General features: G+C 49.3%; 11 protein-coding genes and 1 pseudogene. 10 read left to right on the forward strand and 2 right to left on the reverse strand.

Annotated features, from left to right (window positions below; translation table 11 throughout):
• Positions 1 to 571: 571 nt before the first annotated feature.
• Positions 572 to 1642: a metallophosphoesterase family protein gene (locus tag GSO_RS10335; protein ID WP_010491836.1), complete on the reverse strand. Its 1071-nt coding sequence runs from the start codon at positions 1640 to 1642 to the stop codon at positions 572 to 574.
• Positions 1643 to 1674: 32 nt separating this feature from the next.
• On the reverse strand, positions 1675 to 2589 hold the full coding sequence (locus tag GSO_RS10340) for a 1,4-dihydroxy-2-naphthoate polyprenyltransferase (RefSeq protein ID WP_010491839.1): 915 nt from the start codon (positions 2587 to 2589) through the stop codon (positions 1675 to 1677).
• 78 nt (positions 2590 to 2667) lie between these two features.
• On the opposite strand from GSO_RS10340, the gene GSO_RS10345 reads away from it, so the two are divergent.
• The 10 genes and pseudogenes from GSO_RS10345 (at position 2668) to GSO_RS10395 (ending at position 14244) form a co-directional block, all read left to right on the forward strand.
• Entirely contained in the window at positions 2668 to 3636 is a 969-nt protein-coding gene (locus GSO_RS10345; RefSeq protein ID WP_010491841.1) for a polyprenyl synthetase family protein, read from the forward strand.
• A gap of 338 nt (positions 3637 to 3974) precedes the next feature.
• Positions 3975 to 5180 carry an acetate kinase gene (locus GSO_RS10355; protein WP_010491844.1) on the forward strand — a complete coding sequence of 402 codons (1206 nt, stop codon included), beginning with the start codon at positions 3975 to 3977 and terminating at the stop codon, positions 5178 to 5180.
• Between the two features lie 190 nt (positions 5181 to 5370).
• Positions 5371 to 6257, forward strand: a pseudogene (locus GSO_RS15915) (ABC transporter ATP-binding protein).
• A 3-nt stretch (positions 6258 to 6260) separates the two neighbouring features.
• A complete protein-coding gene (locus GSO_RS10365; RefSeq protein ID WP_010491845.1) occupies positions 6261 to 7532 on the forward strand; it encodes an ABC transporter permease in 1272 nt (423 codons plus the stop codon).
• A 13-nt stretch (positions 7533 to 7545) separates the two neighbouring features.
• A complete protein-coding gene (locus GSO_RS10370) occupies positions 7546 to 7938 on the forward strand; it encodes a GntR family transcriptional regulator (RefSeq protein WP_010491847.1) in 393 nt (130 codons plus the stop codon).
• Positions 7928 to 8794, forward strand: coding sequence for an ABC transporter ATP-binding protein (locus tag GSO_RS10375; RefSeq protein WP_010491850.1), 867 nt, complete (start codon positions 7928 to 7930; stop codon positions 8792 to 8794). Before GSO_RS10370 ends, GSO_RS10375 begins: the two co-directional genes overlap by 11 nt.
• Positions 8787 to 9434 carry an ABC-2 transporter permease gene (locus GSO_RS10380; RefSeq protein WP_010491852.1) on the forward strand — a complete coding sequence of 216 codons (648 nt, stop codon included), beginning with the start codon at positions 8787 to 8789 and terminating at the stop codon, positions 9432 to 9434. Before GSO_RS10375 ends, GSO_RS10380 begins: the two co-directional genes overlap by 8 nt.
• Before the next feature lie 608 nt (positions 9435 to 10042).
• Positions 10043 to 11161, forward strand: a complete 1119-nt coding sequence (ald, locus tag GSO_RS10385) for an alanine dehydrogenase (RefSeq protein WP_010491854.1) — start codon at positions 10043 to 10045, stop codon at positions 11159 to 11161.
• Positions 11162 to 11173: 12 nt separating this feature from the next.
• On the forward strand, positions 11174 to 12193 hold the full coding sequence (tdcB, locus tag GSO_RS10390) for a bifunctional threonine ammonia-lyase/L-serine ammonia-lyase TdcB (protein ID WP_010491856.1): 1020 nt from the start codon (positions 11174 to 11176) through the stop codon (positions 12191 to 12193).
• Between the two features lie 125 nt (positions 12194 to 12318).
• The gene (locus tag GSO_RS10395; RefSeq protein ID WP_010491857.1) at positions 12319 to 14244 is read left to right on the forward strand and encodes an OPT/YSL family transporter; all 1926 of its coding nucleotides are present in this window, start codon (positions 12319 to 12321) and stop codon (positions 14242 to 14244) included.
• Position 14245: the final 1 nt, after the last annotated feature.

Below are 14245 nucleotides of genomic sequence, written 5' to 3' on the forward strand. Positions count from 1 at the left end.
GAGCCAAAAAAATAGAGACCCAGATTCCTACAGGTGAACCTGGATCTCCTAAGTTAAGGATTTGACCGATGCAGCAGTTTTGTTACATTTACTGGTGCTAATTGTAAAACCCTCTTCAATAAATCTAATACTGCGACACCTCTACAAAAAACTTATTCACTTGTACGGAACGACGAGTGTTGAAATGATGTTGCCAGATAACTTGGCGTTGTTTGGTGGTCCTACGACACACCCGATTGAACATCTATGGGAAGCTCATTGTCCCGCTTGGATTACTGAGTCTGTTTATAAGCCTCATACCTCCATGTGTGTTCATCTTTGGATCTTGTGGAACATGAATCTTACGATAAGTGGCGCAGATACTTACTGCACCAGTGCTCTATTCGCTTTTCTCGTGCTTTGCGACACACACTTTCGAGCCGGTTCGTCTTTGTGCTGCTAGACAAAGGATCGTGATTCTCGGTTCCTGCATCGACCTTTGGTTCTTCCTTAACTTCAAATACAGTGTAACATGTAAGCGTTATCTTGACAACCGAAATGGCCAGATTTTTCGGCAAAATTTTCTAAAGATTTAGTAAACAAACCGCCGGACACGAGTCGCTGCCCCATAGCCATAAAGACTCAAAAGCCGCCGCTGACCATCAACGCTGACAACATACCCGGCATATTCACTCGGCATCCCGAAGCGCCGGTCGTAACGGCGATTGAATTTAGTGGTGAGCCCATGATGCCGTCCCATCAAGGCACTGGTATTCTGCAAGCTATAATGAATACCATTCACTTGATAATCGGCTTCAAGATGGTAATGCCCCGCCAGATAAGCAATGATTTTCCCAGTTGTTTGGGTAAAATCAAACCGTAATTGCCCGCCGAACTCAGGCGTTTTGCCTGTGTTCAGCAAGCCACTGGCATGTAAATTGAACGCCCGCAGCAACTCGTGCACCGCGCGGCCGTTGAACTTCAGGGCAGGCTGCCCATTTTGCTTCATGGCCGGCGCGTGGCTCATGATCAAGACGTCACGGCTTTGGGTACCTTTTAGCGCTAAGACAAAATCACGCAACTGCGCAAATGAGACAGCCAATGTCTTTTTAACGTCATAGATTTTACGACCGTCATGTAAAGGCACATCTGCCGTATTTAAAACGATGATGCGCAGTCCGGGAAAGTCTTGTACAAGCAAACCTTCACGCGAAACCGCAACCTGGCGCTGAGTCGCATCGGCAGCAAAAATCAGCTGCTGCGCCACATCCGGCAAAAAGCTGCCACGATGACCCGGCTGCTTTTCGGCAAACTTGTCATTGTCATCGTGATTGCCTTTGGTGACCAGAAACGGCACCTGGCCGCGGCGATAATCGGCCATGATATTGCGCAACCGCAATTTTGTCAGCCACGGCGATTCCGACCCATCAACCAAATCGCCTAAGTGAACCCGCAGTGCAAGCGGCAACTGGGTACTCAGCCACCCCTGCTCGCGTACGTGCCAATAACCGGTTGGCCCATAATAAGTGGTTGCAAACTTAGCCTTATCGTGCGTATCCGTGATCAAAGCAAAATTTACCGCTGATGCCGGCAATAGTGGTGCTACAGCGTTAATAAAGCGACCGAGATCTTTTTTAACAAATGGACGAATCGTGATACTCATGACGGCCTCCCCTCAAGAACCGAGTGTGAGCTTCAAATATTTAAAAAGACACCTAATGCCAGGAAGATGACTTGGGCCAAGGTCGTTACAAATAAATTCTTGATCGCATTGGGGAAGGTCAGTTTTTTCACTGGATTAGCAGCAAAGCCCCGCGCATTTTTAATGACAAATGGGATGGTTATCAAGGTGAGCAACGTCAGCTCTGGCAATAGACCAAGCAGTACCGACGCAATGAGCATCAGGAAACCCACCGTGTACAAACCATAGAAGAAAATGATACTGCGGTCGAGGCCGAGGTAATGCACGATCGTTCGGCGTTTGAGCGTCTCGTCTTCTTCCCGATCCGCAATATTATTCGCCAGTAGCAGTGCCGAAATCGCACACTGCGCCAAACCGCTGGCCAGATAAACCGACAAAACCAACGACCATGAAAAATCTGCAACATTAAAGACATTGACATAAACCGCGATCAGAAAAATCACAAAACCCATCGTAAATCCGGAGAAAAACTCGCCATAAGGTGTCGCCGAAATCGGCCGCGGCCCACCAGCATAGCCGTAACCAACCGCAAAGCTAAACAACCCCATCACCAGTAGCGGCCACCCGGTACGACTAACCATCCACAAACCCAGAACGGCACTGGTAGCCATCATGGCAACCACCATCCAGCCAATCATGCTAGGATTTAAATGATGCACCCCAATGATGTTGGTCTTTTCGCGAAAATGCAACGCTTCTGTCCGCTCCGCTCGCCGATAATCCTGATAATTGTCGTTGGCATCGACTGACATGTTGAATAAAAGCATCGCAACAAAGAAGACCAGCAACTCTGGAATATGTAACGTATGATAGTGATACCAGGCATACAACGTCCCTAAAAGAAACGGGAACACCGATGCCGTTTTCGCCTTAATCTCAACCAACTCAAGAAATACAGATAATGACATAACCCAACCTCCAATAATTGACTTTTAAGAATCAGGTACAGTAGAGTAAATATGTCTTTAAGGAAAGAGAGAAAATGCATGATTCATCCCCTGTGGCACCGATTCCCCACGGTCTATCACCAACTCGAACAAATCCAACAACGACTGGAGCAGGTCGCCGTTTTGCGCGAGCCGCAAGTACATACCCTCATTCAGCAACAAATCAACGCTGGCGGCAAAATGTTGCGCAGCGGGCTAATGCTTATGCTAGCGCGTTTCGGCCAACCTGACAACGGTGATCTTGTGACGGCTGGCGCGGCGATCGAGGCACTGCATCTGGCCACGCTTGTCCATGACGATGTTTTGGACCATGCCGATATTCGCCGGGGCATGGCAACTGTCTCAGCTGAATCCGGCAATCGCGAAGCCATCTATGCCGGCGACTTTTTGTTTGCCATTTATTTTCAACTGCTCAGCGAACAAAATCCGGAAGTTGTCGACCTTGGCGCCAATGCCCGCATTATGAAGCGCATTTTCATGGGCGAAGTGGATCAAAATGGGCCAAGCGCCCCGTTGATTCCTACCATTGATGCTTACCTCAGTGCCATTGCGGGCAAAACTGCTGCCTTATTTGCGTTATCAACTTACACAGGCGCCGTCATCGGCCATCTGTCGCTAGAGCAAAAAAAGGCCGCCTATCGCTTTGGCCGACAACTCGGCATGGCTTTTCAGATGATCGACGACTTGTTGGATTACACGCAGACAAGCTCAACGCTCAACAAACCGGCTCTTGAAGACCTACATAATGGTATCGTCACGCTGCCATTAATCTATGCCTACCAGATCGTTCCGGATCAACTGGCGCCGCTAACCCAAGATGCCGCCCACATTGCGGCCAATGCGGAGAAAATTGCCGCGATCGTGCGCACCCATGGCCTGCCGCACGCCCAACAAATGGCGGCTACTTATACCAATCGTGCTGTTGCGGCACTGGCACCTTTCCCGACATCAGCCACTAAATCGGCGTTAGTCAAACTGACCCAGCAAATGTTGAAGCGGAGTCATTAGTGGTTGCGGCAGCGACATCTCGCCGAGCACCGGACACCGTATCCAAGTTTTCAAAAAGCATTAAGTCTTCGCCGGCTGCGTTGTACTTTTGGATCGGCCATGCCAACATTGATGCCTAGCCAATTTTAAAAATTGACCATTAAAACAGAAAATGAGCTGTAACCCGCCAAGGTTGAGAGACACTTTTGGGATGGGTTGCAGCTCATTATTTAGTCTTTTTAAACATGTGATATGAAACTAAGATGTATCTAAAAAACAAATTTGCATAATATTTCACAAACATAACCCCCGTTCAGTGGTATGATACTGATATAGCAATCGTGAAAGAGTGATCAAACATGGTAAAAATCCTCTCTATCAATGCCGGCAGCTCATCCCTTAAATGGAAACTGTTTGACATGCCAAGTGAACGCCAACTTGCAGAAGGCGCGACTGATATTTTACGAAACTCTACTGTTAAAATTAAGTATGGCACTGATCAAGTATATGAAAGCACGACCCCTATCCACAATTACCGAGAAGCGGTCGCAAACACCCTTGCCGACCTTCAATTGCTTGGCCTCGTGCATCACCTTAATGAAATTACCGGCATCGGTCACCGAGTTGTGGCTGGTGGCGAACTATTTTCCGCACCAATTGTGATTGATAACCGGGTGCTGGCACAGATTCGGGCCTTGCGCGATTATGCGCCGTTGCATAACCCGGTCGAAGCGGATTGCATCGAGATTTTCCGCACCATGATGCCTTGGGCGCTTGAAGTGGCCGTTTTTGACACGTCCTTCCATCAAACCATGAAACCCGTTAATTATCTCTACAGCATTCCTTACGAATACTATCAAAAATTCGGCGTTCGCAAATACGGCGCGCATGGTACCAGTGTTCGCTATGTCAGTGCCCATGCAGCCAAAATGCTTGGCAAGCCGCTTGAATCAATGCGCATGATTGTCATGCACCTTGGCGCCGGTTCCAGCATTACCGCCATTGAAAATGGAAAATCCATCGATACGTCAATGGGCTTCACTCCGGTCTCCGGCGTCACGATGGGCACCCGCTCCGGCGACGTTGATGTTTCGCTGATCGCCTACCTGATGAAAAAATTGGTCATTACCGATGTTGATCAAATGATTGACATTCTGAATACCCAATCTGGCCTGCGTGGTATTTCCGGCATCAGCCATGACGTGCGCGATCTTGAAGAAGCGGCACCACAACATCCCCGCGCCAAACTTGCACTGGATATTTTTGTCAATCGCATCGTCAAATATGTCGGTGCTTATGCTGCTTTGATGGACGGCGTTGATACGCTGGTCTTCACTGCCGGCATTGGCGAACACAGCAGTGCCGTTCGCGCTCGGGTCATGCAATCACTCGATTATCTTGGCGCCCGCATTGACCTGCAACGCAATGAGCAAACTTGCCATCAGGCCGGCGACATCACTGCTTCAGGTGCCCGAGTTAAAACGCTGGTCATTCCGACTAATGAAGAACTGATGATTGTCCGTGATGTTATGTCACTATCGCATGCGGCACAGCAGGCTGAATAGTGATTCACGGCCTCCGCTAACCAAGTGTCAATGATTTTCGCCTAAATAAACCTGTCCCCAAAAGTGGAGTCTCAGCTTTTGGGGATATTTTTGTATCAAAACTAATAAGAGCTTGCATTTTATCACCCCACTGCCTATACTGTGCATATCATACATATACAGTATAGACACATTAAAGGAGATGCGCGCCATGCTCACTGTCACGAACTTAACCAAACATTTTGGCAAAACAACAGCCGTTCGCAACGTTTCACTGTCCGTTCGCCCAGGGGAAATCCTGGGTCTGATCGGTCAAAACGGAGCCGGCAAAACGACCACTTTTCGAATGCTGCTAAATTTATTGCAGCCAGATAGCGGCACGGTGACCTGGCAAGATCGGCCTCTGACGCAACTCAACAGGGAAATGATCGGCTATCTCCCTGAGGAACGCGGGCTTTATCCAAAATGACAGTGGCTGATCAGATTAGCTTCTTCGCCGAACTGCACGGCATGAAGCGTGCCGAAGCAATGGCTAACCTCGATCAATGGCTAGATCAGTTTCAGGTCAAGGGTAAATCAAGCGATCTCATTAAAGACCTGTCCAAAGGTAACCAGCAAAAGGTCCAACTCATTGCTGCCATGATTCACATGCCGAAGTTCATCATTTTGGACGAACCATTCTCAGGATTGGACCCCGTGAACGCTAGCTTACTCGAAGCCGGGATTCGGCGGTTGCGGGATGCCGGGAGTGCCATTATTTATTCAAGTCATGATATGGGCAATGTTGAGGCCATTTCGGATCAACTAGTCATGTTAAAAAATGGTGAAGTCGTCTTATCCGGCAAACTTGACGCCATTCGCGAACAATTTGGCCAAACCCGACTACACATCCAGTCGCCTCTGACGCAGCAAGAACTCCAAGCATTCCCGGGCGTTGTGTCTGTCACCCCGCAATCGCGCGGCTTCTTGGTGAAGCTCAATGATCCGCAGGTTGGCCGCGATATTTTCGCCGCTGCAACCCATCAAGGTTACATTCCCGAGTTTAGCCAACAAGCACCTTCTCTAGACGAAATTTTCCGCATGAAAGTCGAGGCCTAAGCCATGAAAAAAATGGATGTTATTTTCCGTCAAGTTTTCTTCAAAAATCTCAAAAGTAAAACCTGGCTCTGGATCGTTCTTGGTCCGTTAGTTCTGGCAGCAGTTTTTGGCGGCGTTTTCTGGCTTATGAACCAAACCAACCAAACGACCCGTATCGGCGTGGTAACGTCCAGTCCTGCGCTGACACAGACTTTTAAAGCCAACAGCAATGACGATCAAAAATACATCAGTTACAAGACCCCCAGCGCAGCCAAAAGTGCCTTAGCCGCTGAAAAACTTGACGGGGTGTTAACCATCACCAACCATCCGACCTTGGAAGCCAGCCTAATGAAACGGACGGACGGGGAAAGTATTGATCGTAACCAGTTGCAAACGATCCTTGCCCAGGCACACACCAAGGAAGTCGCAACGCAGCTGAACCTAACGCCTGCCCAGCTGCAGCAGCTTTTTGCCACACCGAAGTTCACCACTAACAATGTCACAGTTGATAACGGCAAGTTGGTGACCCGCTCCGCCAAGAGCCAGGCATCAGGCTCGGCAGCCGGATTTATTGTCGGTCTCTTGATTTATACGTTCGTGATTAGCTACGCTTCCATGATGGCCCAGGAAATCGGCACTGAAAAAGGCTCGCGAATTGAAGAATCGATTTTAACGGCCATTACGCCGCAAGCACAATTTTTCGGTAAGTTACTGGGAATCTTGGCGTTAATGGCAACGCAAATCGCAATTTACGCAGTGGTGGGACTCGCCAGCATGGTCATCTTGCGCCAGTTGCCTTCAAACCCGCTGTCTTCACTGATCGGTCAAATGAACCTAAGTAGTATTACCCCGAACATGCTGATTTTCAGTCTTGCCTTCTTCTTTGTGGGCACGCTGACGTATACCGTCTTAGCTGCACTCACCGGTTCACTGGTCGCAAATCAGGAACAGATTGGCCAGGCAACAACGCCAATTGTGATGCTTGGTATGGTTGGTTACTTCGGTGCCTTAATTGTTAGTTCCGGCACCTTGCCTATCCTTAATATCGCCAGCTACGTCCCGTTTCTTTCGACCATGATGATGCCGGTACGCCTTGGCGCGGGCCAGGTTAGTGCGCTCGCTGCATGGTCGGCATTCGGCATTAATCTGATCTTTTTAATCATCTTCACCTGGCTGACAGTCAAGCTTTATCAGACGAATGTGTTAAGCTATTCTGATGGCGGCATTTTAAAAGCGTTCAAGCGCTCGCTGCAGTTGCAACGGACCGCCCGCAAAAATAATCCGATCAAGTCATGAAACGAGGTCAGCCATGCGGATCGTCATCTCAAATCAATCGGGCAAACCGATCTATGAGCAAATCGAAGATCAGGTTAAAGCCGCGATCCTTTCTGGTCAGTTAAAAGTCAATGAGCAATTGCCATCCATTCGCAGCCTTGCACGGGATTTGCGTATCAGCGTCATCACCACCACGCGGGCTTATCACGAACTTGAGGCAGCCGGCTTTATCACCAATGTCCAAGGAAAAGGTGCTTATGTATTAGGCCAAGACAGTGCGCTGGTTCGGGAAAATGCCCTACGAGATATTGAAGCTTCACTCAATCAGGCAATTGATACTGCCAACATGGCGCATATTGCCCCCAGCGAGCTACACACCATGCTGGATACCTTATTACAAGCAGAGGAGACCGATCATGGGCGCTGATTTACTTACCGTCACAAATCTGAACAAACAATATGCAGAATTTCAGCTGGCCGATGTTAGCTTTCAGCTTCCTGCCGGTTATATCATGGGGTTCATCGGTCCCAATGGTGCGGGGAAAACAACGACCATCAAAGCCATTCTGGATATGATTCGTCCGGATACCGGCCAGATTGAATTACTTGGTCAGACAACACCGCAAGGCCGGGAATCCGTTCGGGATCAAATCGGGATCGTTTTAGACGGTCCGGTTTATCCTGATTCATGGCGCGCAGAAACCGTGAGTCGTTACGTCGGTCCTTTCTTTCCCAGTTGGGACCCAGACAAGTTTAAGGAACTCCTCCAAGATTTTGCGATTCCTACCAAACCCAAATATCGTGATTTATCCACGGGTGCCAAAATCAAACTCCAATTAGCAGCAGCCTTCGCTCATCATCCTCGCTTACTGATTCTAGATGAGCCGACTTCGGGCCTGGATCCGATTGCTCGCGATGAATTAATCGGCATTTTGCAGGATTTCATTAGTGATGGGCAACGAAGTGTTCTGATCTCGACTCACGATGTCCTTGAGCTGGCGAAGGTGGCGGACTATGTCACTTATTTATTAGCGGGTAAAGTCACCTTTACCGGTTCACTAGACGAACTACTCGACCGGTATGTCATGATTAAAGGCGGGCCTAATGACTTAACGCCGGCCATTCAAGCTAATATTATCGGCCTTCAACGCAGCGTGGTCGGTTTTGCTGGTATCTGGCCTACCGATCAGATAGCTACTTTGCCAGCCAGCATCGTTCAGGAACCAGTTGACTTGGAGTCCTTGATGATTGCTTTTGGTAAAGGAGGTCGGCCGCATGCATGATCTTGTTAAACTTGTCAGCTTGGATTTGAGTTCGTTGTTTGCTGGTAACAGTCGATATCGGTGGGGGTCGATGCTCGCCCTAGTCATCACATTGGGACTGGTTTTTTTAAACGGTGACTTGTCCACGCCACTAGCTGGAGGCATTATTGGCGCCAGCATTGGTATTCTGATCTTGCCATTTATCAGCACTGACCGCAGTGGCTTGGAAAAGTTATATGCAATGCTGCCGATTCAGCGTCATACGATTGTCGCAAGTCATTATCTCTTTGGCTTAATCGTTACCATTCTGATTGATGGATTAGCCATGTTAATTATTGGCGTTGGCACCATAGCTCGATTCAATCCTGTTCGCGACGCTCAATCCTTTTGGGGGATACTACTTTTCGGGACCGGTCTCGTCTTGTTTCAAATAATGTTATCGTTCCCGATCATGATCTTCTTAGGTTACCAACGAGCACCACTTGCCGCCTATTTGCCTGTCACATTAGTTTTGGTCATCGTCATTTTCCTGGAAAGAAGTCTGAACCTCACCTTAACTTCGATGCGCCCATGGCTTGGGTTAATGGCCGTTGTTCTAGTACTTCTGTTTGCATTCTCTTGGTGGATAAGCACTGTGCTGTACGACAAAAGAGAATTTTAATGTTTCAATATTATTGACAAACTGCCGCCTTTTCCAAAAGTACCGAGATCTCCGATTTCAGTGGAGACACCGGTACTTTTTTGATGCTTGCATCCACGCGGCATTTTAAACGGGGCTTTGTAGATGAGCACTTATAAAACCTAAAAACGAGTCAAAAGAACATTATGAGAATGGTTCAACATTTGTAAACAAGTGTCTTTTCAAGATTGAAAATAAAATCGGCACGTGATAGCTGTTTTCATTTATTCAAGCATTCACAATATACTTGAATTTCATATCTCCGTCTTCTTTCCGTTTTAAATGTCATCATATTGCTGTCTCATTTTGCCACCCTTGCCTCACTTTAAATTACTTCAATATCAATTAAAGTTATTAGTCATCAAGGTCTCTTACTTTCCTGCTTAATATCAACACTACATTTAGCAAACATTACCCTTATTTCCTGTTCTTTTATGAGCACTTCTCAAAATCCCAATTAAGTGATCCATGAGATTCTCCGCGGAAATTCGTAAGCGCTAACATTTGTTTTGTGAGAGTTGTCACATAGCTGTTGTTTTGACAACTGTGAAGTATTTAACATATGAGTGTAAGAGAAAGGAAGGATCAACATGCGTGTTGGGGTTGTTAAAGAGCAAAAGGCTGGCGAAGGCCGGGTTGCTGTAACGCCTGCCAATGTGAAGAAATTGACCGCGGCCGGCGCAGAGGTTTGGGTTGAACATGCTGCGGGGATCGGGGCCGGATTTGCGGATGCGGATTATGAAGCCGCTGGCGGTAAGTTAGTCAGCCATGCGGCCAGCTGGGATGCCGACTTGGTGGTTAAGGTGAAGGAACCGGATGCTGAAGAGTATCAGTATTTCAAGTCCGGTCAGGTGATTTGGGGTTTTCAGCACTTAGCATCTGCGCCGGAAACCGTCCACGCCATGCAAGCTGCTGGCGTCACGGCGATTGGCGGCGAGACGATTGTCAAAAACGGTGAACTGGTTTTGCTAAAGCCGATGAGTGCGATTGCCGGGCGGCGTTCAGTGATCATGGGGGCCTATTATCTTGAAGCACAACATGGCGGCGAAGGTATTTTGCTACCGGGCACGCCAGAAGTAGCAGCTGGTACTGTCGTGATTTTTGGCGGCGGCACGGCAGCGTTCAATGCGGCTACCCTAGCGTTGGCCATGGGTTGCCACGTCACCATTATCGAATTAAAGCCAGAGCGGCGCACATGGCTTGAGCAAAAGTTTGCTGGGCAAGACCTGACTGTATTGGCTTCCACACCGGAAAACCTTGTCGCTGCGATTAAAACGGCCGACGTGTTCATCTCGACGATTTTGATTCCGGGGGCTAAACCACCCAAGCTTGTGACAACGGCGATGGTTCAGTCCATGAAACCGGGTAGCGTCTTGGTTGATGTTGCCATTGATCAGGGTGGCACAGTTGAAACTATTGATGCGCCGACAACGATTGAGGCACCGGTGTTTACCAAATACGGCGTCATCCATTACGCTGTTCCGAATCAGCCCGGTGCGGTGCCACGAACTGCAACGCTGGCGCTGGCAAGTGGGAACATCCCTTACCTATTGGCGATTGCGACTCAGGGTATTGACCAGGCAATTGCGACGGATCCTGCCTTGGCATCCGGCGTCAATCTTTACCATGGCAAGATCACGAATCAAAGCCTTGCCAACTCGTTGTCACTACCTTTCACACCGTTGACAGAAGTACTGGTCAGAAATTAGGAGGTGGTTTTGATGCTAACGATGACCTCACCCGTCACGATAAAAGATATTCGGGAAGCAAGTCAGCTCATTCACAAGGTCGGCCGTGTGACGCCGCTGATCCAATCCATGTTTCTCAGTCGCACCGTCACACACGGCGATGTTTATCTCAAACTTGAGAATATGCAGTTGACCGGCTCATTCAAGTTTCGCGGCGCCTACAACAAGATCCACCACCTCACCGATAGCGAAAAACAGCGAGGCGTCATCACCGCCAGCGCTGGTAATCATGCCCAAGGTGTTGCATTAACCGCACATTTATTGGGGATCAACGCCACCATCGTGATGCCGGAAACCGCACCGCTCGCCAAACAGCAGGCAACCAGCGGCTATGGTGCCCGCGTGATCCTGGCTGGCCAAACATTTGATGAAGCGCGCGCTTTTATGGAAAAAAAGGCGACCGCTGACGGCCTCACGATTGTCGATCCCTATAACGATCCGCTCGTCATTGCCGGCCAAGGCTCAATTGGTCTGGAGCTTTTGACGCAACTTCCTACCATCGATACCGTCATTGTGCCAGTTGGTGGCGGCGGTCTAATCTCTGGCATCGCCGTTGCGCTCAAGCATGCCCATCCGCAGATTCACATCATTGGGGTGCAATCCGAAAACGTTCACGGCATGACTGCTTCCTTGCAAGCCGGTCACCTGACGCGGCAGTGCGCTGGCTCGACATTGGCCGATGGAACAGCCGTGGCAATGCCCGGTAATATCACTTTTGGCCTCGCAAGCGATCTCGTCGACGAGATGGTATTGGTTTCGGAAGAAGAAATTGCTGAAGCCATGAAGGATCTCCTACAACGCGCTAAAACCGTTGCCGAGGGAGCGGGCGCGTTGCCAACCGCTGCGCTCGAAGCCCACAAAATCGCTGCCAAATGGCTCACTGACAAAAAAGTGGTCGCTTTGGTATCAGGCGGCAATGTTGATTTGGAACGAGTCGCCCAAAATATTGAACATTTCTTTGACCATGATCCAACCGGCCATTTTGTCGGCTAATGTTTTTGTCAAGGTGCCAGCAACCGTCTGTCAAAAATTAGCCTCGGACTGAAAGGAAAACTTTTCATCACGGCTAATGGGCAAATGTTGTGGCGCCAGAACACGCATTAATTGGGGGTAACACAATGGAAAAGACGATCTCGAAGCGAACCGCGGCCAAGACGAAATATGTACCGTATGCCACGGAACGCACACAGGAAAATAGCGGCGGAAGCACGGCTATTTTCATCATCGGTGCCGTTTTGGCGACCATCTTTGCTGCTTCTACAGCTTATTCAGGCATGAAGGCTGGCTTGACCGTTGCCGCCGGAATTCCCGGATCAATTATCGGATCAGGATTGGTCGGCGTTTTCGCCAAGAAAAAAGGACTTTTTGGCAAGAATCTGCTCCAGGGGATGAGTTCAGGCGGTGAATCGATAGCCAGCGGGATGATTTATGTCTTGCCAGCCATTATCATCATTGGCGGCCGGGTTAACTTTTTTGCCGGCATTGCCGTCGGTGCGCTGGCCGTTTTATTCGCAGTCGGCATGGCCAGCCTTGTTGAGAATTATTTGTTAGTTGAAGAAGACGGTAAACTCATGTATCCGGAATCGACTGCCATTTCCGAAGCGCTGGATGCCAGTGAAGCCGGTGGCGACGCGCTGAAACATATGGGCATCGGTTTTGGCATTGGCGGCGTGATCACGTTGCTCACCACGCAGGTTTTTGGGTGGGTCAACAGTGTGATGACGTTTGTGGGTAGTACATCATACCGCTGGAAAATTTCGACCGAAGTCAATCCGATGTTGGCCGGCATTGGCTTTGTTGTTGGTTTGGATGTGTCCTTAACCATGTTTGCTGGTTCGATACTGGCTAACTTTGCGATCACGCCATTAATTGCTTACTTCACGCAGATGGCTGGCGGCCACGCCCATGTCTGGAACGACGTCCACATGTTGATGTCGCAGATGAACATCGATACCGTGGCCGGTTCCTATACCAAATATATCGGTGCCGGCATGATGCTCTGCGGCGGGATTATCGGCGCCATCAAGTTAATTCCGGTTATCGTAACATCCATCAAGAAAACGCTCAACGCCCGCAATAACAGTGGCGAAGAAAAGAATTCACTGGGCATCATGGCGCTTTTGGTTGCCACCATCGCAATCTTCATCGTCGGTGCTTTTCTGACCGGCAACATGGTGATTACCATCTTGGCTGGCATTATGTCGCTTGTCTTGGCCTTGCTGTTTGTCATCGTTTCGGCACGGCTCGCCGGTACGATCGGCTGCTCGAATGCGCCGGTTTCCGGTATGACCATCGCTAGTCTGGTTGTCATGACGCTGGTGTTTGCGCTGATGGGCTGGACGTCCAATACCCACAACGAAACTCTCCTGTTGTTCGGCGTCTTCATTGTCACCGCGATTTCTGTCGGTGGTGCCTATATGCAAACCCAAAAAGTCAATTATCTTGTCGGCGGTCGACGCTCCGAAATGATGAAGTATTTTCTTCTCGCCGCACTCATCGGTGTCGTCGTTGTTGTCGGCACTACGGTAATCCTCTCCCCGCAACTGGCCGTTAAAAGTGCCGATCCGCCATTCGGTCTGCCGCAAGCGAACCTCATTGCCACGCTGACCACGGGCATTTTATCGGGTAACCTGCCATGGATCATGATCATTGTCGGCATCATCATGGCGCTTGTTTGCTGGATGCTGAATCTGCCGATCATGACCGTTGCCCTAGGATTCTATCTACCGATTTCCACGACTTCGATTATTCTGGTCGGTGCGTTGTTAAAGCTTTTCATCCAAAAAACCACGCAAAACAAGGAGCTTCGCGAAACGCGCCTATCCGCTGGGGTCTCTCTTTCTAGCGGCCTGATTGCCGGCGGTTCCATCATCGGTTTAATCGGCATCATTTTACACGTCACCGGTGTCTTGCAAAACCGGGTTCCTGCTGGTTTTGCCGGCAGCAACGCCATGGCCGTCGTGTTGCTGATCATCATGGCAGCAGCGATTATCGTGCCATTAATGGTCATCAAACACCCTGCAGCCAAGAAGCAAGCTGAGTAGG

Origin of the sequence: Lacticaseibacillus zeae DSM 20178 = KCTC 3804 (genome assembly GCF_000260435.1) — a bacterium.
Taxonomy (GTDB): domain Bacteria; phylum Bacillota; class Bacilli; order Lactobacillales; family Lactobacillaceae; genus Lacticaseibacillus; species Lacticaseibacillus zeae.